Annotated in this window: 19 protein-coding genes; 11 read left to right on the forward strand and 8 right to left on the reverse strand. The window is 63.2% G+C overall.

The window, feature by feature from the left end:
• Nucleotides 1-3 precede the first annotated feature (3 nt).
• Nucleotides 4-1389: an efflux transporter outer membrane subunit gene (locus tag CKW24_RS04470; RefSeq protein WP_095165598.1), complete on the forward strand. Its 1386-nt coding sequence runs from the start codon at nucleotides 4-6 to the stop codon at nucleotides 1387-1389.
• Nucleotides 1390-1543: 154 nt separating this feature from the next.
• A complete protein-coding gene (locus CKW24_RS04475; RefSeq protein ID WP_095165600.1) occupies nucleotides 1544-4003 on the forward strand; it encodes a TonB-dependent siderophore receptor in 2460 nt (819 codons plus the stop codon).
• Nucleotides 4004-4086: 83 nt separating this feature from the next.
• On the opposite strand, the gene CKW24_RS04480 is transcribed toward CKW24_RS04475, so the two are convergent.
• Nucleotides 4087-5262 carry an MFS transporter gene (locus CKW24_RS04480; protein WP_095165602.1) on the reverse strand — a complete coding sequence of 392 codons (1176 nt, stop codon included), beginning with the start codon at nucleotides 5260-5262 and terminating at the stop codon, nucleotides 4087-4089.
• Between the two features lie 134 nt (nucleotides 5263-5396).
• On the opposite strand from CKW24_RS04480, the gene CKW24_RS04485 reads away from it, so the two are divergent.
• The 4 genes from CKW24_RS04485 (at nucleotide 5397) to CKW24_RS04500 (ending at nucleotide 9565) form a co-directional block, all read left to right on the forward strand.
• Nucleotides 5397-5993 (forward strand): TetR/AcrR family transcriptional regulator, encoded by a 597-nt coding sequence (locus CKW24_RS04485; protein WP_095165603.1) that lies wholly within the window; start codon nucleotides 5397-5399, stop codon nucleotides 5991-5993.
• A gap of 72 nt (nucleotides 5994-6065) precedes the next feature.
• The gene (gene idi, locus CKW24_RS04490) at nucleotides 6066-6611 is read left to right on the forward strand and encodes an isopentenyl-diphosphate Delta-isomerase (protein WP_095165605.1); all 546 of its coding nucleotides are present in this window, start codon (nucleotides 6066-6068) and stop codon (nucleotides 6609-6611) included.
• A 38-nt stretch (nucleotides 6612-6649) separates the two neighbouring features.
• Nucleotides 6650-7630 carry a family 2 encapsulin nanocompartment cargo protein terpene cyclase gene (locus tag CKW24_RS04495; protein ID WP_143501122.1) on the forward strand — a complete coding sequence of 327 codons (981 nt, stop codon included), beginning with the start codon at nucleotides 6650-6652 and terminating at the stop codon, nucleotides 7628-7630.
• 108 nt (nucleotides 7631-7738) lie between these two features.
• Nucleotides 7739-9565, forward strand: a complete 1827-nt coding sequence (locus tag CKW24_RS04500; protein ID WP_095165608.1) for a glycoside hydrolase family 15 protein — start codon at nucleotides 7739-7741, stop codon at nucleotides 9563-9565.
• A 24-nt stretch (nucleotides 9566-9589) separates the two neighbouring features.
• Here CKW24_RS04500 and CKW24_RS04505 read toward each other — a convergent pair whose 3' ends face one another.
• Nucleotides 9590-10564, reverse strand: a complete 975-nt coding sequence (locus CKW24_RS04505; protein ID WP_095165610.1) for a GlxA family transcriptional regulator — start codon at nucleotides 10562-10564, stop codon at nucleotides 9590-9592.
• A gap of 106 nt (nucleotides 10565-10670) precedes the next feature.
• On the opposite strand from CKW24_RS04505, the gene inhA reads away from it, so the two are divergent.
• The gene (inhA, locus tag CKW24_RS04510) at nucleotides 10671-11354 is read left to right on the forward strand and encodes an isonitrile hydratase (protein ID WP_095165611.1); all 684 of its coding nucleotides are present in this window, start codon (nucleotides 10671-10673) and stop codon (nucleotides 11352-11354) included.
• Between the two features lie 222 nt (nucleotides 11355-11576).
• On the opposite strand, the gene CKW24_RS04515 is transcribed toward inhA, so the two are convergent.
• A complete protein-coding gene (locus CKW24_RS04515) occupies nucleotides 11577-12395 on the reverse strand; it encodes an aminoglycoside phosphotransferase family protein (protein WP_095165613.1) in 819 nt (272 codons plus the stop codon).
• A 28-nt stretch (nucleotides 12396-12423) separates the two neighbouring features.
• Entirely contained in the window at nucleotides 12424-12882 is a 459-nt protein-coding gene (locus tag CKW24_RS04520; protein WP_095165614.1) for an SRPBCC family protein, read from the reverse strand.
• Nucleotides 12883-13055: 173 nt separating this feature from the next.
• On the opposite strand from CKW24_RS04520, the gene CKW24_RS04525 reads away from it, so the two are divergent.
• Nucleotides 13056-13472: a GFA family protein gene (locus CKW24_RS04525; RefSeq protein WP_095165616.1), complete on the forward strand. Its 417-nt coding sequence runs from the start codon at nucleotides 13056-13058 to the stop codon at nucleotides 13470-13472.
• 54 nt (nucleotides 13473-13526) lie between these two features.
• Nucleotides 13527-13925: a lysozyme inhibitor LprI family protein gene (locus CKW24_RS04530; protein ID WP_095165617.1), complete on the forward strand. Its 399-nt coding sequence runs from the start codon at nucleotides 13527-13529 to the stop codon at nucleotides 13923-13925.
• A 95-nt stretch (nucleotides 13926-14020) separates the two neighbouring features.
• Here CKW24_RS04530 and peaD read toward each other — a convergent pair whose 3' ends face one another.
• From peaD to peaA, 4 genes are all read right to left on the reverse strand, one after another.
• Nucleotides 14021-15139 carry a quinohemoprotein amine dehydrogenase subunit beta gene (peaD, locus tag CKW24_RS04535; protein ID WP_095165619.1) on the reverse strand — a complete coding sequence of 373 codons (1119 nt, stop codon included), beginning with the start codon at nucleotides 15137-15139 and terminating at the stop codon, nucleotides 14021-14023.
• Between the two features lie 24 nt (nucleotides 15140-15163).
• On the reverse strand, nucleotides 15164-15487 hold the full coding sequence (qhpC, locus tag CKW24_RS04540; protein ID WP_095165620.1) for a quinohemoprotein amine dehydrogenase subunit gamma: 324 nt from the start codon (nucleotides 15485-15487) through the stop codon (nucleotides 15164-15166).
• 1 nt (nucleotide 15488) lies between these two features.
• The gene (peaB, locus tag CKW24_RS04545) at nucleotides 15489-16919 is read right to left on the reverse strand and encodes a quinohemoprotein amine dehydrogenase maturation protein (protein WP_095165622.1); all 1431 of its coding nucleotides are present in this window, start codon (nucleotides 16917-16919) and stop codon (nucleotides 15489-15491) included.
• An 81-nt stretch (nucleotides 16920-17000) separates the two neighbouring features.
• Nucleotides 17001-18581: a quinohemoprotein amine dehydrogenase subunit alpha gene (peaA, locus tag CKW24_RS04550; protein ID WP_095165623.1), complete on the reverse strand. Its 1581-nt coding sequence runs from the start codon at nucleotides 18579-18581 to the stop codon at nucleotides 17001-17003.
• A gap of 315 nt (nucleotides 18582-18896) precedes the next feature.
• Between peaA and CKW24_RS04555 the strand changes: the two genes are divergently transcribed.
• Together CKW24_RS04555 and CKW24_RS04560 are read left to right on the forward strand one after the other, a co-directional pair.
• Nucleotides 18897-19559: an HAD family phosphatase gene (locus tag CKW24_RS04555; RefSeq protein WP_095165654.1), complete on the forward strand. Its 663-nt coding sequence runs from the start codon at nucleotides 18897-18899 to the stop codon at nucleotides 19557-19559.
• Nucleotides 19560-19797: 238 nt separating this feature from the next.
• Nucleotides 19798-21288 carry an aldehyde dehydrogenase gene (locus tag CKW24_RS04560; RefSeq protein ID WP_095165624.1) on the forward strand — a complete coding sequence of 497 codons (1491 nt, stop codon included), beginning with the start codon at nucleotides 19798-19800 and terminating at the stop codon, nucleotides 21286-21288.
• Nucleotides 21289-21302 lie beyond the last annotated feature (14 nt).

Genomic DNA, 21302 nt, shown 5'->3' on the forward strand with positions numbered 1-21302 from the left:
CCTATGAAGCCGCCTTTGAGTCTGCTCTGCGCCTGCCTGCTGCTCAGTGCCTGCGGGACCCCCGCCGAGCGCCCGGACAGCGGCATCAGCGCGCCGCCCGCCTGGCAATCACCCGTCAGCACCAAGCCCGAGAAAAGCCGCCAGCAATGGTGGGCCACGTTCGGCAGCCCGGAGCTCGAGAGCCTGATCGCCGAAGCGCAGCTCGGCAGCCATGACCTGGCAGCCGCCGTGGCACGGGTGCGTCAGGCCCAGGCGACGGCGGTGATCGCCGGTGGCCCGTTGCTGCCGGAGGTCAAGGCTGGATTGAATGCCAACCGCCAGAAGCTGCTGCGCGGCAATGGCTACAGCCAGTTGGACGCCGACAGCAGCAACCAGGCGGTGGACTACTTTGACGCCAGCCTCAGCGCCAGCTACGAGATCGACTTCTGGGGCGCCCGGCACGCCGCCCGTGACAGCGCGCTGCAAGGGGTGCGCGCCAGCGAGTTCGATCAGGCAACCGTCGAGCTGACTCTGCTCAGCAGCGTGGCCAACAGTTACAGCCAAAGCCTGTCGCTGGCCGAGCAAAGCCGCATCGCCGAGTTGAACCTGGGCAACGCGCAAAGCGTGTTGAAACTGGTGCAGACCCGCTACGATTCGGGGTCGGCCACAGCCTTGGAGCTGGCCCAGCAAAAGAGCCTGGTCGCGGCCCAACAGCGGCAATTACCGCTGGTGCAACAGCAGGCCGCAGAAGCCCGGATCACCCTCGCGGCCCTGCTCGGTCGCCCGGTGCAAGCGCTGCCGCGCAGCCACCTGAACTTCGCCCAAATGAGCTGGCCGAGTATCGCCAGCGGGGTACCCAGCGACCTACTCAGCCGCCGCCCCGACATCGCCCGCGCCGAAGCGCAACTGGCCGCCGCCCAGGCCGACGTCACCGTGGCCCGTGCGGCGCTGCTGCCCAGCGTCACCCTGAGCGCCAATATCGGCTCGGGTGCCGACACCTTCGGCGACCTGTTGCGCAGTCCGTTCTACAACCTCACGGCCGGGCTGGTGGCGCCGATCTTCAACAATGGCCGCCTGAGCGCCGAACGCGACCGCGCCACCGCGCGCCAGCAAGAGCTGCTGGAAAGTTATCGCGGGGCGATCATCAATGGCTTTGCCGACGTCGAAAAAGCCCTCACCAACATCCGCGGCCTCGATGAGCAACGCCAATGGCAAGGCGAGGAACTGACCCAGGCCCAGACCGCCTTCGACATCGCCCAGAGCCGCTACCAGGCCGGTGCCGAGGATTTGCTCAGCGTGCTGGAAACCCAACGCACCCTGTTCGCCGCCCAGGACTTGAACGTGCAACTGCGCCTGGCGCGGTTGCAGGCCAGCATTGGCTTGTACAAGGCGCTGGGGGGCAATTGGTGATGACACGGCAGGGCTGCGCGTCTGCACCACGGACCTGATTGTGAAAATTTCGTAAAAAACCTCATCAAGCCTTTCCGGTTTTTCCAAGGGCTCGCGTCTTACTAACAGAAGGTACAAATAATTCTCAGTCAACGCATTGAAGAGTAAAAGAATAATGCCCGCACCACACGGACTCCACCCACTGGCCAAGGCCCTGCTGATCCGCCATTCCTTTCGTCCACGGCTGCCGACCCTGTGCGCCCTGGCACTGACGGCGCCGCTGATCGGCCAGGCCCAGGCGCAGGTGGTCGAGGTCAACATCCAGGCCCAGCCACTGGGTAGCGCGCTGCAGGAATTCGGTCGCCAGACCAACCTGCAAGTGCTGTACAGCCCGGACGATGTCGCCGGCCTGCGCAGCACCGCGATCAAGGGCAGCCTGGATTCCAACGCGGCAATCGCCCAGTTGCTGCAAGGCACCGGCATCAACTACAGCGTCCAGGGCAATACCTTGACCCTGCGCACCCGCAGCAGCGCGAACTCGCTGGACCTGGACCCGACCAACATTTCTGCGACCCAGGAATCGGCATGGGGCCCGGTTGCCGGGATTGTGGCCAAGCGCAGCGGCACCGGGACCAAAACCGATACACCGCTGAATGAAATCCCGCAGACCGTCAACGTGGTCACCGCCGACGAAGTCAAATCCCGTGGCGCGCAGACGGTCACCGAAGCCCTGCGCTACACCGCGGGCATGACCGGCGGCGGTTTCTCCGACCGCGTGGGGATTTTCGACGAGCCGACCTCCCGCGGTTTCACCCCGACCCCGGTGTACCTCGACGGCCTGCACCTGCCCTACGGCGGCGGCAGTACCGGCGGCTCGCTGCAGATCGACCCCTACACCCTGGAGCGCATCGAAGTGCTCAAGGGGCCGGCCTCGGTGCTCTACGGACAAAACCAGCCAGGCGGGATCGTCAACCTGGTGGGCAAGCGCCCGACCACCACGCCGCTGCATGAAGTGGTCCTGGGCACCGGCAGTTACGACCGCAAGTACGGCGCCTTCGACTTCGCCGGCCCGATCGACGACCAGGGCGAGTTGCTCTATCGCCTGACCGGCCTGGCCAGTGACGCTAACTCGAACATCGACTACGCCGACACCAACCGCATGCTGTTGGCGCCGAGCCTGACCTGGCTGCCGAACGAGCGCACCAGCGTGACCCTGTTCGCCCAGTACCAGAAAGACCGCGACACCCCGGAAGCCCAGGGCCTGCCGGCAGAAGGCACGGTGTTCAAGAGCCCCAATGGCAAGATCAGCCGCGACCTGTTCCTCGGTGAGCCAGGCCTGAACAAATACGACCGCGAGCAATTTGTGGTCGGCTATGACGCGGCCTACGAACTCAACGACATCTGGACCCTCAAGCAACGCACCAGCTACGCCTACGTGGATGACCAGTACGTCGCGCCGCTGCACGGCTACTCCTACATTCCCAACCCGGCCACCGGCGTTGACGACAACCGCTACCAGAAACGCTTCGGCGTGGACTGGTCGCAGACCAACAAGGTCTACGGCATCGATAGCACCGCCCAGGCCAAGTTCAAGACCAGTGAGCTCGACCACACCGTACTGCTGGGCGTGGACTACTACCACTTCAACACCAAGTTCCTCGGCCTGTACGACCGCAACGGCCCGGCCATCGACCTGTTCAACCCGGTCTATGGCAGTGAGTTCACCTTCAGCCAGCCGTACCGCTGGGACAACACCGTCAAGCAGACCGGCCTGTACGTGCAGGACCAGATGCGGTGGGACAAGTGGTTCCTGACCCTCGGTGGGCGTTATGACTACGCCACCACCGAAAACACCCAGCCAGGCAGCACCATGGCTGACACCAAGTCCACGGATGAGAAGTTCACCGGCCGGGCCGGCTTTGGCTACCTGTTCGAGAACGGCCTGACGCCCTACGTCAGCTACGCCGAATCGTTCCTGCCGCAAACCGGCGTGGACATGAATGAAAAAGCCTTCAAGCCAACCGAAGGCAAGCAGTATGAAGTGGGCGTCAAGTACGAGCCGACTGCGATCGACGGTTTCATCCAGTTGTCGGTGTACCAGATCGACCAGGAGAATATGCTGACCAACGACCTCGACAACCCAGGCTTCAGTATCCAGAGCGGCGAGGTGCGCTCGCGCGGCGTGGAGCTGGAAGGCAAGGTCAACGTCACCCAGAACCTGCGCGTGTTGGGTTCGGTGTCGCGCAACCAGATCAAGTGGCAGAGCACCAACGATGGTCGCGAGGGTCGTACCATAGCCATGAACCCGCCGCTGACCGCTTCGGCATGGGTTGACTACAGCTTCGACCACAGCGCCCTCGCCGGTCTCGGCGCTGGCCTGGGCGTGCGTTACGTGCGCAGCAGCTACGGCTCGGACTACGAGGAAGATTCGTTCCAGATTCCGTCCTACACCGTGTACGACGGCATGCTCTCCTACGACCTGGAAAAATCCCCCCTGCGGGTCAAAGGCGTGAAGGTCAAACTGAACCTGGAAAACATCGAAGACAAGAAATACGTCGCCAGCTGCAACAGCACGCTGGACTGTTACTACGGCGAAGGTCGCACCGTCACGGCGGACATGACCTACAACTTCTAAACCGGCAACCACAAACGCCGCTGCCCCAGGAATGGGCCAGCGGCGTTTTTGTTATGGGAGCCATGCAGGCCAAGCAGTCCTGATCAAGCAGGCAAGCGACGATAGCTCTGGACTGCCGCCCCCAGCACCACCGCCCCCGCGACAATCGCCAGCCAGAATCCACTGCGTGCGCCAAAGGCGTCCACCAGCCAGCCGGAACCGGCGGCGCCGATGGCCACGCCGATGCTCAGGCCGGTCACCAGCCAGGTCAGGCCCTCGGTGAGCTTGGCCGGCGGCACGATGCGTTCGACCAGGGCCATGGCGACAATCAGGGTCGGGGCAAAAAACAGCCCGGCGATGAATACCGTCAGTGCCAGCCCGACAATGTTGCTCGCCAGCAGCAACGGCAGCGTGGTCAGCGCCGTCGCCACCCCGCCATAGAGGAACAGGCGCGGCAGCGGCACCTCGGTTTTCAGCGCACCAAATGCCAGGCCCGCGAGGCAGGAGCCGATGGCATACACCGAGAGCACGATGCTCGCCGCCGCCGGCTGCCCTTGCTGTTGGGCGAAGGCCACGCTGACCACGTCAACCACGCCGACGATGGTGCCCAGGGCGACCATCAGCAGGATCAACCAACGCACGTGCACCGAGGCAATGGCCGAGCCGGGTTGCGCCTGGTCATGGGGATGCACGCCAGGCTCGGTGCTGCGCTGCAGGACAAACGCACTGACCCCGATGGCCAACGCCAGCAGTGCCGCCAGCGGCCCGGCCTCGGGAAAGGCCACCACGCACAGCCCCACCGAGAGCGGCGGGCCGACGATAAAACAGACCTCGTCCAGCACCGACTCCAGGGCGTAGGCGGTCTGCAATTGAGGCTGGCCACGGTAGATCTCGGTCCAGCGCGCCCGCACCATCGCCGACATGCTCGGCATGCAACCGGCCAACGCGGCGAATACAAACAATGTCCAGTGCGGCGCCTGCAAGCGGGTACAGAGCAACAGCAGCAACAGCGCACCACCGCCAAGCAACGCGGCGATGGGCAACACCCGGCCCTGACCGTAACGGTCGACCAGGCGCGACACCTGGGGAGCACACACCGCCGTGGCCAAGGCAAAGGTCGCGGCCACGGCACCGGCCAATGCATAACCGCCGTGCAGCTGCGACAACATGGTGATCAGGCCGATCCCGGTCATGGAAATCGGCATGCGCGCAATCATCCCGGCCAGCACAAAGGCCCGGCTGCCGGGTGCCTTGAACAAGGCCGAATAGGGGTTTGCCATCGGGTTCCATCCTCTTTTGGGGCATGCAACTTGCCATAAAGCGTCGACGTGGTAAAAATACATACGCCGTGTATGTACAAAATCATGCAAACATACGCGCCGTATGTCAAACCGAAAAAACCGTGAGGGACACCATGGGCCAGCGACCACGCGCCGAAATGATCGAGCAGACCCGCGCCAAATTGATCAGCAGCGCCCGCCACGCCTTCGCCACCCTGGGCTATGGCGCCACCTCAATGGACGACTTGACCGCCGATGTTGGCCTGACGCGTGGCGCGTTGTATCACCATTTTGGCGACAAGAAAGGCCTGCTGGCGGCGGTGGTCGCGCAGATCGACGGCGAAATGGACGCCCGGCTCGACGCCATCTCAGCCGTTGCCAGCGACCCCTGGAGCGGCTTCTGCCAGCGCTGCACCGCGTACCTGCAGATGGCCCAGGAAACCGAGATCCAGCGCATCATGCTGCTCGATGCCCCGGCAGTGCTGGGGGACCTGACACTGTCCTTGCAAATGGACTGCATCGCCACCCTCACCCGCCTGCTCGAACAGTTGATGGACCGGCAGACCATCGCTGCCGCCCCACCCCAGGCTCTGGCACGCCTGATCAACGGCAGCCTGGTCCACGCCGCCCTGTGGATCGCCCGCGATCAAGCTCCCGCCGAACGCCTGGACGAAGCGTTGGCAGCTCTGGAGCTGATGTTGCGCGGCTTGCTGTTAGCACCGCGGACCTGACAGTTCTGACAGTAGGCAGGATCGAAACTTTGCGCCACAGTACGAGCGAAACCGGTCACGTGGAGCCAGGCAATGGAAGAATCGCTGATTCTGGTTGATCTGCAAGACCGCGAGATCGGCTCGGCAGGCAAACTCTACGCCCACCAGCAAGGCCTGCTGCACCGGGCCTTCTCGGTGTTCATTTTCGATAGCAACGGCCGCTTGCTGTTGCAGCAACGAGCCTTGGGCAAGTACCACTCCCAGGGGTTGTGGACCAATACCTGCTGCGGACACCCGCGGCCCGGGGAGCGCACACGTGCGGCGGCCAGGCGCCGGCTGCACGAGGAAATGGGCCTGCGCTGCCGGCTCACGCCGGTCACCACCCTGCTCTACCACGAGCCGGTGTCGAATCAGCTGATCGAACACGAGTACGACCATGTATTCGCCGGTATCAGCCGCTGCGCGCCCCTTGCCAACCCCGAGGAAGCCCACGCCTGGCGCTGGCAGAAACTCGCCGACCTGGATCGCCTCATCGCAGCCAGCCCAGAAATGTTCAGCGTCTGGTTCGTGCGGATCTTTCAGCAGGTTGGCCCCGGCGGATTGCGACGCTGGAAGGAACTCGCCCAGCGCCAGTGCTGAGCAGTGAACAGCGAAAGCTGCCGGTGAGGTAGAACGCCATGAGCCATTCCCTTGATCTTCCCTGGGTGATACCGCCCCTGCACTGCCCCGAACCGGTACGGATAAACGAGCCGCTCGGGCAGCAGGTCGACACATTGCTGATCCCCTGGGTCGAGCAAGTCGGCATTTTCGCCGGGCAGATGCCGAAATTGCGTGGCGCGCAGTTCGGTCGCTTCGCCATGCTGTGCCATCCGGACACCGACGCACCCGAGCGCCTCTTACTTTCAGCGCAGTGCATCGCCGCGCTGTTCGCGGTGGATGACTACTACTGCGATGACGAGCAGTGTGGATCGGTGCCGGAGTTGGTGGGCGCACGCCTGTCCCTGGCATTGGCTGCCCTGGAGCCTGCGCACCTGAGCTATGAGTTTGCGCCCGATCTGCACCAGGCCCTGAATGCCGACCCCGTGCTCAAGGGGTTACGTGCCTACATGGCGCGTGTAGCGGGGTTCGCCACGCCGGCGCAAGTGGCGAGGGTCCGACACGAGATCATCGCCATGTTCGTGACCATGGGGGCGGAAGCCTCCTGGCGCATGACCAAACAACCACCCCGAGTCTGGGAGTACTTGGCCCACCGCCAGGTCAACAGCTTCCTGCCGTGCATGTCGCTGATCGACGTCATCGGCGGTTATGAACTGCCGGCCAATCTCTACTCCGCGCCCTTGGTGCGCCGGGTCACCACACTCGCGGCCAGTGCCACCATCCTGGCCAACGACCTCTATTCCGCCCACAAGGAAAGCCTCACCGAGCAGGAGGACTTCAACCTGCCGCGGCTGTTGGCCGCCCAGCAGCACTGCTCGCTAGCCGACGCCATGGGCCTGGCGGCGAAGATCCATGACGACGTCGTGTATGCCTACGAGGCGGCCGAACAGCGGGTGTTGCCAGGGGCCAGTTGGGAACTCGAGCGATTTCTCGGCGGGGTCAAAGCCTGGGTCGCCGGCAGTCGCGAGTGGCACCAACGCAGCGGGCGCTATCAGGGATGAACGACGAGCGCAGCGGCGACCCCAACGCAAATAAACCGACCTGAACCTGAACTCCCCCGCCTTTGCGTCAGTCTGCTGATTACGCTCTTTGTGCGAGGCTGACTGGACATGGCTGATCATCGTGACGAACGCCAAAGCGCGATCGACGCCCACGGCATCATTGGCGACCTGCGCAGTGCCGCGCTGGTCAACGACAAGGGCTGCGTGGATTTCTTCTGCTGGCCGGAGTTCGACAGCCCGTCGATCTTCTGTTCGTTGCTGGACACCCCCAAGGCGGGGATTTTTCAGTTGGCCCCCGACCTGCCGGACGCGCGCCGCGAACAGATCTACCTGCCTGACACCAACGTGCTGCAAACCCGCTGGCTGAGCGCCCGGGCGGTGGTGGAAATCACCGACCTGCTGGTCATCGGCGACAGTGAAGATGACCTGCCGTTGCTGATTCGCCGGGTGCGCATGGTCAGCGGCAGCGCCACCTTCGACCTGCATTGCGCGGTGCGCCACGACTACGCGCGCGCCGCCACCACGGCACGGGAGGACGGGCCGGACATCTGCTTCGAAGCCCCGCAACAGCCAAGTCTGCGCCTGCGCGCCAGCCAGCCCCTGCAGCTAGTAGACAACGCCGCCAGCGCCCGCTTCGAGTTGCAGCAGGAGCAGAGCGCCGAGTTCATCCTCGGCGCCCTCGACGACCCGCGCTGGCAGGCCGACAACACTGACCTGTGCCTGCAGCGAACCGTGAAGTTCTGGCGCGACTGGATCGGCAAATCCACCTACCGCGGACGCTGGCGGGAGATGGTCAACCGCTCGGCGCTGGCATTGAAGTTACTGACCTCACGCAAGCACGGCGCAATCCTCGCCGCCGCCACCTTCGGCCTGCCGGAGACCCCGGGCGGCATCCGCAACTGGGACTACCGCTACACCTGGATCCGCGACGCCTCGTTCACCGTCTACGCCTTCATGCGCCTGGGTTTTGTCGAGGAAGCCAATGCCTACATGCGTTGGTTGCGCGGGCGGGTCAGTGACTGTCAGGGCCAGCCGACCCGGCTGAATATTCTGTATGGCATCGATGGTCGCCAGGAACTCCCGGAGAGCGAACTCAGCCACCTGAGCGGCCACGGCAACGCGCGGCCGGTGCGCATCGGCAACCAGGCCTACGATCAGGTGCAACTGGATATCTTCGGCGAACTGATGGACGCGGTGTACCTGGTCAACAAGTACGGCGAGGCGATCTCCCATGAGGGCTGGAAACACACGGTGGAAGTGGTCGATCAGGTGTGCGACACCTGGCAGAGCGAGGATGTCGGCATCTGGGAAATGCGCGGCGAGCAGCACCACTTCCTGCATTCGCGACTGATGTGCTGGGTCGCACTGGACCGGGCAATCCGCCTGGCCTCGAAACGCTCGCTGCCGGCGCCGTTTGCCCGCTGGGACCAGACCCGCCAGGCAATCTACGCCGACATCTGGGACAACTTCTGGAACGCCGAGCGCGGGCATTTCGTGCAGCACCTCGGTGGCACGGCCCTGGATGGCTCGATGCTGTTGATGCCGCTGGTGCGTTTTGTCAGCGCCAAGGACCCGCGCTGGCTGTCGACCCTGCAAGCGATCCAGAAATCCCTGGTGCGCGACGGCATGGTCTATCGCTACCACAACGACGACAGCCAGATCGACGGCCTCAGCGGCACCGAAGGCGCGTTTGCCGCGTGCTCGTTCTGGTACGTCGAATGCCTGGCCCGTGCCGGCCAGTTGGACAAGGCCCACCTGGAGTTCGAACAACTGCTGCGCTACGCCAACCCACTGGGGCTATACGCCGAAGAGTTCGACAGCCACGCCCGCCACCTGGGTAATACCCCTCAGGCCCTGACCCACCTGGCGCTGATCAGCGCAGCGTGTTTTCTTGACCGCAAATTGAGTGGGGATGACGGGTACTGGCAGCCGTGAGGGTTTAGGGCGCGCACCCCAAGATCAAAACACCCGCGAAAACCGCTCCCGATACACCTGCGGCACAACCCCCATGACCCGCAGAAAACCACGCCGCAACGTCTCCTCACTGCCAAACCCACACTGCACCGCGATGCGTTTGATCGGCAGCGCAGAATCACTCAACAGCCGGCGCGCAGTTTCCACCCGGATCCTCTCAATGGCACGTGCTGGGGTCTGCCCAGTGTCGGCGCGGTAGTGGCGGATAAAGCTACGTTCACTCATGCCCGCTTGCAGCGCCAGTGCCGGGATGCCGAGGTCGAGGCTGAGGTTGTCGGCGATCCAGGCATGCAGGTCGTCGAAGCGATTGCCCTGCTGTTGCAGGTCCAGGGTCACGCTGAACTGTGCCTGGCCCCCTGGGCGCTTGAGGAACACCACCAGTTGCCGGGCGACTTCCAGGGCCATCGCGCGCCCCAGGTCGGCCTCCACCAGCGCCAATGACAGATCGATACCGGCAGTCACCCCGGCCGAGGTCCAGACCGGGCCATCGTTGATGAAGATTGGGTCGGGCTCGACCTGCAGGCGCGGGTGTTGCCGGGCCAGTTGCTCGCAACGGGTCCAGTGGGTCGCCACTCGCCGCCCATCGAGCCAGCCGCTGGCCGCCAGCAGAAAAGCCCCGGTGCAGACCGAAGCCACCCGCCGCGAAACCCTCGCCTGCTGGCGCACCCACTCCACCAGCGCGAGGTCCTGGGCCGCCGCATACACCCCCCAGCCACCGGCGATGATCAGGGTGTCGGAGGCTGTATCCGGCAAGGGTTCGGCGAGCAAGGCCAGGCCAGCCGAAGACAGCACCGCCCCACCACCCGGGCTGATCACCTGGGGCGCATAGGGTGTCGGCATCCCGCGCTGGGCCGCAACATCATTGGCCGAGGCAAAGACCTGCAGCGGCCCGGTGACGTCCAGCAGTTGCACCTTGGCGAAGGCCAGCACATGAATGGATTTCGGTGGAGTGGTGAACATTGGCGTAATTCGAGGGCTGATTGGCGTGTACGCCAAAGACTAGAAGCCTAGAGTCAAGTCGTCCACCCCTGCCGGGGACGAATTTACCAACCCAGGAGAGAGCGCCATGCCGTTGCAGATCGGTTTTCTGTTGTTCCCACAAGTGCAGCAACTGGACCTGACGGGGCCCTACGATGTGCTGGCGTCGCTGCCGGACGTGCAGGTGCACCTGATCTGGAAAGACCTCGCGCCGGTGACGGCCAGCACCGGCCTGGTGCTGCAGCCGACCTGCCGTTTCGCCGACTGCCCGGACCTGGATGTGTTGTGCATCCCCGGTGGCAGCGGTGTCGGGCCGTTGATGGAAGATGCGCAGACGCTGGCGTTCATCCAGGCCCAGGCGGCCAAGGTGCGCTACCTGACCTCAGTGTGCACCGGTGCCCTGGTGCTGGGTGCCGCCGGCCTGCTCAAGGGCAAACGTGCGACTACCCACTGGGCCTATCACTCGTTGCTTGGCCTGCAGGGGGCGATTGCGGTGCAGGAGCGGGTGGTGCGCGACGGAAACCTGTTGACCGGTGGCGGGATCACCGCCGGGATCGACTTTGCCCTGACCCTGGCGGCTGAATTGTATGGCGATGACGTCGCGCAACTGGTGCAGTTGCAACTCGAGTACGCACCCGCCCCGCCCTTTGCCTCGGGCGAACCGCAGACCGCACCCGAGGCCGTACTGCAGCGGGCCAGGGAACTGGCCGCCGACTCGCTCGCCCAGCGCACGCTGATCACCCAACGGGCGGCAGCCAGATTGAGCGAGTGAAGGATGGACCGGCACTTTATCGCACCCATAAAAAAACCCGCCGAAGCGGGTTTCAAGACCATGACGACATCCTGTCGCTGCGTTCCTTGCATATGGCCGATCATCCATGACCCTGAGTACATCCTGTGCTCAGTCGATGGGTGAAGATTACGCTTCGGATCCAATGCGTAATAGACGACATAGCCAGTAACACGTGTAAGACATTCGCCATAAGAACGAAGGTCAACCACCCTCGGGTTGTCCAACTTCCAAGGCCAACAATGCGAGATCTGCCACCTGCAGTTGCTTGTCGGCCGCGAGCACGTCGTGATCCTCCAGGAACCAGGCGGCGGACAGGCCGGCAAACGCCAGGACCCACTGCAGTAACCGCCGCCGTTCCAGCCCTGCCTGCGCCGCGACCAACGCCACTTGCCGGGTAAAACGTAGCGGGTCGGTGGCGCTCGGCAGGTCCGGATTGCAGATCAGGTTGGCGTAGTCGTAGGTGCGCTCGCCGGTCACCCGCTTCGGGTCTATCGCCAGCCAGCCCCGCGGGCCGAAATCGAGGATGTTGCTGTGGTGCACATCGCCGTGCAGCACGACGACTTCCTGGGGCGTGGCCAGCAGGTACTCTGCGCAGGCCAGGCACTGGCGCAACCGCCCGCCATGGCGGCGCGCCGCCGGGGCCAAGGAGCGAAACCATTGCCGCATGTCGACCAATGGCGGCAGCGGTGCCGAACGGGGTGCATGCAGGCGCGCCACGGCGTCACAAATGATCCGGCTGGCCTGGTCGTCCGCCCCGTGCATAGCCATGTGCAGCAGCGAACGCCGGCCTTCGGCCCGCTCCAGCAATAGCGCCGCACCGTCATGGGCGTAGACCCGGGCAGCACCCTCTCCCGCCCACCAGGTCATCAACAGGTTGCCGAACTTTTCTTCTTCATCGAGGGCGATTTTCAACATCGCCGGCGTCCCCTGGTAACGCACCGGGAGCAGGCGGCTGCCCAGGGTGATGATGGGCTCCCCTTCGGGGAGCAACTGCCATTGGCTTAGGTAGGGTTCAAACATGCGGGGTAATTCAAGGCTCAGCGGGGGTTCAAGGGGTGGCGAGGTAGGTCTCGATATTGTTCATTTGCTCGTCCCAGCCGCGACTGTTCATGCGAAAGGCCTTGAGACGACGCTCTGCCGGGATCTTATCAAACCCCGACTCGACCACGTGCAACAAGGTGCCAGCGTCCATGTCCTCGAGTTCGAACTGCACCAGGGTCGTCGGTTCGCCAGAATAGTCGACGCCTGAGTCTACTGCATAGGGATGCCAGCGGAAGGCGAACACCCGCTCCGGCTCGACCCGCATGACTTCGACATCCCAGACCATGTGCTCATAGCCTGGGTAGGTAATCTGCCCCTGGGTCCGCGCGCCTGCGACGAAACGCTTGCCCTCCAGGGCCACGCCAAACCACTGGCCAAAGGCTTCGGCATTGGCGATCACTCGCCAGACGGTCGAGCGCGGGGCCTTGAGCAGGATCTTTCTTTCGATGCGATCTGATGTGTGCATTGAGCACCTCCTGTGATGAACACTAGGCGCGGACGACCGAACGAGCAATCTTGCCGTTGCATTCAACAGATCCGACTCGCAGTAACGTCCATCGTTCCGAGCCCCGACAGGCCCCGGCCAACAGTGGTAACGTCGGCTTTCTACCGCTCGTCAGTCCCGTAAAGGAATACCCCATGCCCACACTCCACGGCAGTTGCCTGTGCCAGGCCATCGCCTATGCAGTCGACAGCCTCGACATGCCGATCAGCCATTGTCACTGCCATACCTGCCGCAAGGCCCATGCGGCGCCATTCGCCTCGACGGCGGGGGTCATGCGCGAGCATTTTCGCTGGACCCGGGGCCTTGAACTGCTGTCCTGCTTCGAGTCCTCGCCCGGCAAGCTGCGGCATTTCTGCTCGCGCTGCGGCAGTCACCTGATGGCCGAGCGCCCGGCACAGCCCCATGTGATCGTGCGGGTCGCGACCCTTGATGACGACCCGGGCCAGAAACCCCAGGCCCATATCTGGACCTCCCACGATGTGCCGTGGCTGGCCCATCAAGGCGTGGTCGAGTGCGCACAATGGCAGCCACCGGCGGACACCGGACGCTGAAGATTTAGCCTCTGATCTACACTCACCCAACTTTCAGCGCCAGCGAGTTTTCCCATGCGTACAGTTTTTCTTCTAAGCCTCCTGCCGCTATTGGCGGCCACTGGCGTGCAGGCCGATGACTGCGCCAACGCCAGCAACCAGAGCACGCTGAATGAGTGCGCGGCCAGGCAATACAAACAGGCCGACGCCCGGCTCAACACGCTGTACCAACAGATCAATGGCCATCTGAAGGACAACCCGCAAGGTAAAAAAAGCCTGCTGACGGCGCAACGCGCGTGGTTGGCGTTCCGTGATGCCGAGTGCACCTTTGCCGCGTCCGGGGTCGAAGGCGGTAGCGTTTACCCGCTGATCCACAACCAATGCCTGGCGGACCTGACGCAAAAACGCGCCGAGACACTCAAGGGCTACCTCGACTGCCAGGAAGGCGACCTCAGTTGCCCGGTGCGTTCCTGACCGCTGGATGGGCCCAGGCCACCAGCGGCCCTTTAAAAACCGCCTGCCGGGGTTTAAAGGGCCACTGATGTTTCACGTCAAGAGCATGAGCCCGTTTACCGGGTAAAGACCTGCGCCGTGGTGATCGCCATGTCGCCGCCCGGCAGCTTGATGTTGCCGATCTGCTGCATGGTCTCCGGGTCGAAGATCGCCACGTCGTTAAAGGTCCCGGCCAGGTAGATCTTGCTGCCAGCCTTGTTGAAGGAAATGCAGTAGTAGGAGTGGTCCAGGGTCGCCGCCTGAATCAGCTTCTTCTGCTTGATGTCGTACTTGGCCAGGCGATTGAGCACGCCGAACATCAGGTTGGGGTCCTTGGGCGAGCGCATGCCACTGAAGTAGATTTCGGTCAGCGGGCCGAAGTCGGTGGTCTCGGTCTTGCCGGTCTTCAGGTCGACGCTGAACAGGCCGTAGAGGTACTCGGCGGTGGCCGGGTCCTGCTTCTTGTCCTTGAATTTCGCTGCGGTGTAGAGCAGCGAGAAGTCATGGCGATAGGTCTGCTGGTTCCACACGTAGAGCACGTCCGGCGCGCTGTAGTTGGGGCGTTTCCAGTGTCGGCTGGGGATCAGCACGTCGAACTTGCCGGTCTGCACATTGACCTTGTAGACATCCGCACCGGCCACATACAGGGTGCCGTCGTCGCCACTCTGCATGATGGTCAGCTGGCGGGGCGCCGGAAAACTGCGCACCGGCTTGGCGCTGGCACCGGCGTCGGTGGCGTAGACATCCAGGCGTGGCGCCTGCACTTCGTAGCGGTCGTTGAGCATCCGCGTCGGGTTGGCGATGGTGTAGAGCTCCTTGCCGTCGTGGCTGACGGTAAAGGCAAACATCGAGCGGGCCTTCTCCCCCGGTTGCTGGGTGATGCTGGCGTGGAATACCTGCTTGCAGCTGTCCAGCTCGATGCCATAGACATCCGCATAGTGGTTGTTGAGCACGTAGGCGGTCTTGCGATCCGGCGACAGCTGGATGGTCCCCGGTCCAAAGGCATCGGGCAGCTTGCAGGACTTGTACAGGGTGTCGGTCTGCAGGTCGATGACGTGCAGGTTGTTGGGGTAATTGGTGGTCACCATGTATTCGTGACCGGCGTTGAGCGCCAGGTTTTCATCGGCCAGAACACTGAGCGAAACACTGCCCAGGAAGGCGAAAGCGGCCAGGCCGCAGGCTTTGGTACGAAGCATGCTGGAATCCTTCTTCTTGTCCGATTACTTGTCTTTGGGGAAGACAGTGCCGAGGTTGCGCCAGTTGTCGTTGGAGGCCTGGGCATCCTTGTTCCAGTCCGGATAGGTGCTCATCATGTCGGGCACTTGGGCCGGCCACCAGCACGGGTCCGAGCAGCCATAGAGGTCGGCCTCCATCGGTTGGCACAACGACGACACGCCGCCAAAGGCATCGATTTCCCAACCCGGGTCGGTGGTCGAGGCGCACCCGGCGACCGAACTCATGGCCACCACTTCTTCGATGCGGTTTTCATCCGCGGCCTGATCCAGCTTCAACGCTTTGTTATTGATGGGCTTGAGATGTTTCATATCAGTGAGCCTTGCGCGGAGTGATGTAACTGCTGATGAACGCAGGGTTGTGAGCCATGATCCGGGTGTAGACCTCGATGCCGAAGTCGACCCAGTCACGCATCAGTTCGCAGTAGTGATAGGTCGGGTGCGTCGGGTCGCCGTAACGGGCGTAGCTTTCGTGGTAGCAGCCGCCGGAGCACAGGTTGCGGATCTGGCAGTCCTCGCAGCCGGTGTTGCTGCGGTCCAGGCGCTGGGACAGGAAGTCGTTCAACTCCACCTGCTTGACCCCGCTGTGGACGTTGCCAAACGTCGGCAATGACGAACCGGTGAAACGGTGGCACAGGTTGAGTTCGCCCTTGTGGTCGACCGCCAGCATCTTCAGCCCGGCGCCACACGGCAGGGCTTTCTTGTGGCCCTCGTGGATGTCGGTGATCAACTGGTGCAGGTTGGAGAAACCGATGTTGCGGTGTTCCAGCGCGGCCTCCAGGTAGCGCCGACCGAGGCGCTTCATGCTGGCGAAGACTTCGATCAATTCGTCGCTGGACAGGTTGAAGGTGCTGATATCGCCGGAGGTCACCGGGGCAAAGCCGACTTCGGCAAAACCCAGTTCGTTGAACAGGTGATCCCAGATGGTTTCAACGTCGGTGACGCCGGTGGTCAGGGTCACGCGGGCTCCGACCGGGCGACTGTTGTAGCGCGACAACAACATCTCGGCCTTGCGCCGCACCACGTCATAGGTGCCCTGCCCGCCCACGGTGATGCGGTTGCGGTCGTGCACGGTCTTCGGCCCGTCGATGCTCACCGACAAGCCAAAGCGGTGGGCGTTGAGGTAGTCCACCGTGTCCTCGGTGAGCAGCGTGGCGTTGGTGGTCATGACGAATTCGACGAACTTGCCCGCCTCGGCAAAGCGCTTTTCACAATAGTCGACCATGTACTCGATCAGCTTGCGGTTGCTCAGTGGTTCGCCGCCGAAGAACACCACGGTAAACCGCTCTTCATCGGGGGATTCGCGCAGGAGCATTTCCACCGAGGCGATGGCGGTCTCGACCTCCATCTTCTTGCCGGCCGAGGGCTTGTCGAGGTCTTCCTTGTAGCAGTAGGTGCAGCTCAGGTTGCAGCCGGTGTTGACGTTGAGCACCACGGTGTTGATGGCGGTGCGCTCGACCCGTTTGGCGGCGATGTCCGGGGTCAGCGGCGAGCCGTCGCTGACCAGTTCCAGGGCCATCAGCTCGCGCAGGGTTTCGTGGATTTCCTCGCCACCGAACTGGCTGGCCAGGCGCTGGATCAACTCGGCGCTGGAACAGCCGTGACCGCGCAGGGCATCGATGATGCTGCCGGTCAGGGCATCGCTGGCGAACAGCGAACTGCTGGGAATGTGAAACAGCATGCGGTCGGCATCCACCTGCACTTCGTGCAGGTTGCGTTCGACCAGATTCAAGATAGCGCCCATGGCAAACCTCCTGTGCAAACCCCTTTGGCGGGGCCTGCGTTCATTCCAAAAAAGTCTCTGAAAACTGCGGGTTCAGCGGCCTCACGGAATGGGTGGGTTGTTCCAGCGTTGCACGGTGACAATCATGTGGCCTTCGCCGGTCAGGGATTTTCCTGCGTCGTCGACGGCGGCAATCACCTTGAGGTTGCCGGCATTGTTGGTGGACATCTTGCGTGCCGGATTCGGGCCGGCATCGCCCGGGGTGAATACGCCACTGTCCGCCTGCATGGTGCCGGCAAACTTGACGTCTTCGTCTTCCCTGGCGCGGTCGTCGAAGGCTTCGACTTTCCACTGCGCCGGGACTATGCCAATGCGATAGAGCTTGCCGTCCGCGCCCTTGCCCCAGGCTTCGGCGTCGAAACGCCCCTGGACCTTGGGCGTCGAACCCCCGCCATCACCGATCCGGGCCACCGAGAATTCAGGCACCACCTTGACCTCGGCAATCTGCTGGTAGACCGACAGGCTCGGGCCTTTCAAGCTGCCCAAGGTCACGGCACGCACGCCCGGCTGGGCATCGGTGGCAGCCTTGAGGCGGACCTTGATCTGCTCGGGGCTCTGGCTGATGACTTGGAGCACCTCGACGCCTTTACCGAAGTCCGGCGGGCCTTGCAGGCCGCTGCCGATCAGGGTCACTTCGGCTTCGCTGCCGGCCTTCAGGTAGCCCGGCTGCACTGCCAGCAAACGGCTGCTGCCCTGTTTGGCGGCGAGGAAGTCGAGCCCACGTTCATCATGCTCGGCCTCGAACATCCGGCCTTGCAGTTCGCTGCCTTTGGCGGCGAACACCTGGCGCATCACTACGCCATCGACGGTCACGTTGCCGCGCCATTCGTAGCCGCTGTAGAGGATCGCGCTGCCGTCGCCGTTGAAGGCTGTGCCGTCGGCGTATTGACCCTTGACGCTGACCTTGAAGGTATCGTCGCCGTCGGCGCTGACGCGCATGATCCCGGCCAGCTCCCCCTTGCCCGGCAGGTGCCCGCTGAAGCTCCAGTCGCCCACCAGGGCCTGGGCCTTGGGCGCAGTTTGCTGCCAGGTTTTCCAGGCCGGGTTATCCAGTGGATAGCGCTTGGCCAACAGCGGCACCATCTCCTTGCGGGCCAGGTCGAACCAGTCGCGGTCGCGAGACAGCGCCTGGTATTCCAGCGACGGCCATTGACCGAGGTGGAAGTTCACCAGGCGCTCCCACTCCTGGGCCGGGCGACGCTGCAGGGCAACCCGCGCACCGGAGTGGCAGCGGCCGCACATCTGGCTGGTCTGCTCGTCGAATTGCTCGACGGTGTTGAGCCGCCGTTCCAGGGCATAACGCACGCCATCGGTCTCGCTCGGCGCCAGGCCCTGGGTATCGGCCAGGTATTTGACCAGGGTCCGGCGGTCGTCATCGCTGATCTGCAGGCCGTGCATGACCTGCATGCGCGCGATGCTCATCAGCCAGCCCTCCGGAGTCTTGCGTTGGTGGCTGATACGGCTCAAGGCGTTCTCGGCTTCAGGGGTATGACAGCCCTGGCAGGTCTCCTTGAGGATGGTCTGGGCGTCACGCGCGGCCATGCTTTGCGGAGCATGCAGGGCGGCACACGCGGCAAGCGCCAGGAGACTGGCGCTCATGCCTGATCGGAGTTTTCTCTTCATCAACGTCGAACCTCGCACGGTGCTTTCTTATTTTTTTGAACGGTCGTTTTTATGGTTTCTACCGCCAGCGAACATGCCGCTGACGAAGGCAAGAGAAACGTCTACCAAGGACCAATACACGGAGCGTGCCAGCTTATGAATAGTTCGTTGAATCAATGCTTTGCTGGTAAACACCCGGGTAATTCCGGCAACCACCGAGGTGCCCGGCGTTTAATTTCGCGACAACTGTTGCAGGCTGAGACGAGCATAGGTGAGTGTTCCTCGTATAGGATGACCAGCTATCCGCTTAACCGCTTCAGCTACGGGAACTGCGCCATGCTCAATGCTTTGCTCTTCGACCTCGACGGCACCCTCACCGACACCGACGCGCTGCACTTGCAGGCGATGCAACAGTTGTTGCTGGAGGAGGACGGCCGGGTGTTTACCAAAGCCGAGTTCGAAGCTCATGTCAGCGGCCAGGCCAATGCCGCCATGTGCCGCTACCTGTTCCCCGAATGCTCGGTGGCCGAACACGAAGCCTTTGCTGATCGCAAGGAGCAGCGCTTTCGCCAGTTGTCAGCGCACCTGACGCCGATTGCCGGGCTGGTACGCTTACTGGATTTTGCCCAGGAGCAGGCCATCGGCGTGGCGGTAGTGACCAATGCACCACGAGCGAATGCCGAGCACATGTTGCAGGCATTGGCTCTGCGCGAGCGCTTCGAGCATGTAGTGGTTGCCGAAGAACTGCCCCGCGCCAAGCCTGATCCCCTGCCCTACCTGACCGGGCTGGAACGCTTGCAGGCCAGCGCCGAGGTGAGCCTGGCATTCGAGGACTCGATCCCCGGCCTGACGGCAGCGGTAAAGGCCGGGATCTTTACCGTGGGCCTGGTGACCAGTCAGCGCCGCGAAACGCTGCTGGCCGCAGGGGCGCACCTGGTGATCGAAGACTTCAACGACCCGCAGTTGTGGGCGGTGATTGATCGCATGGCGGGACGATGAGAGCGGACTACCGGTGTAGGAGCAAGACTTGCCCGAGATGAACCTGAGGGACGATCAGTTTTGTCAGGCGAAGCGCCGCCCGTCTCAGCGGTGCGTCTCAAGAATTGTCGCAATCTGCGACATCAGTACTCGCGAAAACCTAAACCTTTCGCCGCAAGAGCCTCTGAATACAGGCCCCGGGCAAACTGGCACAAGGGTTGCGATCAGCCTCGGCACACGAATAAGACGAGGCTCCATCATGTCGCTCCCCACTCCGCTTCCCGCCGTTTCGGCGTTCATCCAGCGCGCCCCGCGCATGCTGATCGGCGCCGAATGGGTCGAGGCCGCCGACGGCCAGACCATGCCCTTGCACAACCCAGCCACCGGCGAGGTCCTGTGCGTCGTGCCCAAGGCCACTCCGGACGACGTCGATCGGGCGGTGCTCGCTGCCCGCCAGGCGTTTGATGATTCGGCCTGGACCCGCACCCGCCCGCGCGAGCGGCAGAACCTGCTGTGGAAGCTCGCCGACCTGATGGAGCGCGACGCGCAGGTGCTGGCGCAACTTGAATGCCTGAACAACGGCAAGAGTGCCGCGGTGGCCCAGGTCATGGACGTGCAATTGTCCATCGACTTCCTGCGCTACATGGCCGGCTGGGCCACCAAGATCGAAGGCTCCAGCGTCGAAGTCTCGCTGCCTTTGATGCCTGATGAGCAGTTCCACAGTTTCATCCGGCGGGAAGCGGTGGGCGTGGTTGGCGCCATTGTCGCCTGGAACTTCCCGCTGCTGCTGGCCTGCTGGAAACTCGGTCCAGCCCTGGCCACCGGCTGCACCGTGGTGTTGAAGCCCGCGGACGAAACCCCGCTGAGCGCACTCAAGCTGGCAGAACTGGTACTCGAAGCCGGCTACCCCAGCGGGGTGTTCAACGTGGTCACCGGCACCGGCATCACCGCAGGCTCCGCCCTGACCCACAACCCGCTGGTGGACAAGCTGACCTTCACCGGATCGACCGCGGTGGGCATACAGATCGGCAAGATCGCCATGGACTCCATGACCCGCGTGACCCTGGAACTGGGTGGCAAATCACCGACCATTGTCATGGCCGACGCCGACCTTGCGAGTGCCGCAGCGGGTGCTGCCAGCGCGATTTTCTTCAACCAGGGCCAGGTCTGCTGCGCCGGTTCCAGGCTTTATGTGCAGCGTAAGCATTTCGACAATGTAGTGGCTGACATCGCCGGCATTGCCAATGCGATGAAGCTGGGCAATGGCCTGGACCCGAGTGTCGAGATGGGCCCGTTGATCTCCGCGCGGCAACAGCAACGCGTCAGCAACTACATCGACATGGGCCGGGAAAGCGGCGCGACCATTGCCTGTGGCGGGGAACAGTTCGGACCTGGGTTTTTCGTCAAGCCAACGGTGATTGTCGACGTCGACCAACAGCACTCGCTGGTCCAGGAGGAGATCTTCGGGCCAGTGCTGGTGGCGATTCCATTCGATGACGAAGCCGAGGTTTTGCGCATGGCCAATGACAGTCCTTATGGGCTGGGGGCGAGCATCTGGTCCAACGACCTGGCGGCGGTGCACCGGATGATTCCGCGGATCAAGTCCGGCTCAGTCTGGGTCAACTGCCATAGCGCCCTCGACCCGGCGCTGCCCTTTGGTGGCTACAAGATGTCCGGTGTGGGTCGGGAAATGGGGTATGCGGCGATCGAGCATTACACCGAATTGAAGTCGGTGTTGATCAAGCTGTAGCGCTATCGCGAGCA

It is taken from the genome of Pseudomonas sp. Irchel 3H3, assembly GCF_900187635.1.
In the GTDB taxonomy this organism is placed as follows: domain Bacteria; phylum Pseudomonadota; class Gammaproteobacteria; order Pseudomonadales; family Pseudomonadaceae; genus Aquipseudomonas.

Coding starts and splice junctions, on each gene's coding strand:
- CKW24_RS04470 (WP_095165598.1), top strand. CDS start 4: ATGAAGCCGCCTTTGAGTCTGCTCTGCGCCTGCCTGCTGCTCAGTGCC.
- CKW24_RS04475 (WP_095165600.1), top strand. CDS start 1,544: ATGCCCGCACCACACGGACTCCACCCACTGGCCAAGGCCCTGCTGATC.
- CKW24_RS04480 (WP_095165602.1), bottom strand. CDS start 5,262: ATGGCAAACCCCTATTCGGCCTTGTTCAAGGCACCCGGCAGCCGGGCC.
- CKW24_RS04485 (WP_095165603.1), top strand. CDS start 5,397: ATGGGCCAGCGACCACGCGCCGAAATGATCGAGCAGACCCGCGCCAAA.
- idi (WP_095165605.1), top strand. CDS start 6,066: ATGGAAGAATCGCTGATTCTGGTTGATCTGCAAGACCGCGAGATCGGC.
- CKW24_RS04495 (WP_143501122.1), top strand. CDS start 6,650: ATGAGCCATTCCCTTGATCTTCCCTGGGTGATACCGCCCCTGCACTGC.
- CKW24_RS04500 (WP_095165608.1), top strand. CDS start 7,739: ATGGCTGATCATCGTGACGAACGCCAAAGCGCGATCGACGCCCACGGC.
- CKW24_RS04505 (WP_095165610.1), bottom strand. CDS start 10,564: ATGTTCACCACTCCACCGAAATCCATTCATGTGCTGGCCTTCGCCAAG.
- inhA (WP_095165611.1), top strand. CDS start 10,671: ATGCCGTTGCAGATCGGTTTTCTGTTGTTCCCACAAGTGCAGCAACTG.
- CKW24_RS04515 (WP_095165613.1), bottom strand. CDS start 12,395: ATGTTTGAACCCTACCTAAGCCAATGGCAGTTGCTCCCCGAAGGGGAG.
- CKW24_RS04520 (WP_095165614.1), bottom strand. CDS start 12,882: ATGCACACATCAGATCGCATCGAAAGAAAGATCCTGCTCAAGGCCCCG.
- CKW24_RS04525 (WP_095165616.1), top strand. CDS start 13,056: ATGCCCACACTCCACGGCAGTTGCCTGTGCCAGGCCATCGCCTATGCA.
- CKW24_RS04530 (WP_095165617.1), top strand. CDS start 13,527: ATGCGTACAGTTTTTCTTCTAAGCCTCCTGCCGCTATTGGCGGCCACT.
- peaD (WP_095165619.1), bottom strand. CDS start 15,139: ATGCTTCGTACCAAAGCCTGCGGCCTGGCCGCTTTCGCCTTCCTGGGC.
- qhpC (WP_095165620.1), bottom strand. CDS start 15,487: ATGAAACATCTCAAGCCCATCAATAACAAAGCGTTGAAGCTGGATCAG.
- peaB (WP_095165622.1), bottom strand. CDS start 16,919: ATGGGCGCTATCTTGAATCTGGTCGAACGCAACCTGCACGAAGTGCAG.
- peaA (WP_095165623.1), bottom strand. CDS start 18,581: ATGAAGAGAAAACTCCGATCAGGCATGAGCGCCAGTCTCCTGGCGCTT.
- CKW24_RS04555 (WP_095165654.1), top strand. CDS start 18,897: ATGCTCAATGCTTTGCTCTTCGACCTCGACGGCACCCTCACCGACACC.
- CKW24_RS04560 (WP_095165624.1), top strand. CDS start 19,798: ATGTCGCTCCCCACTCCGCTTCCCGCCGTTTCGGCGTTCATCCAGCGC.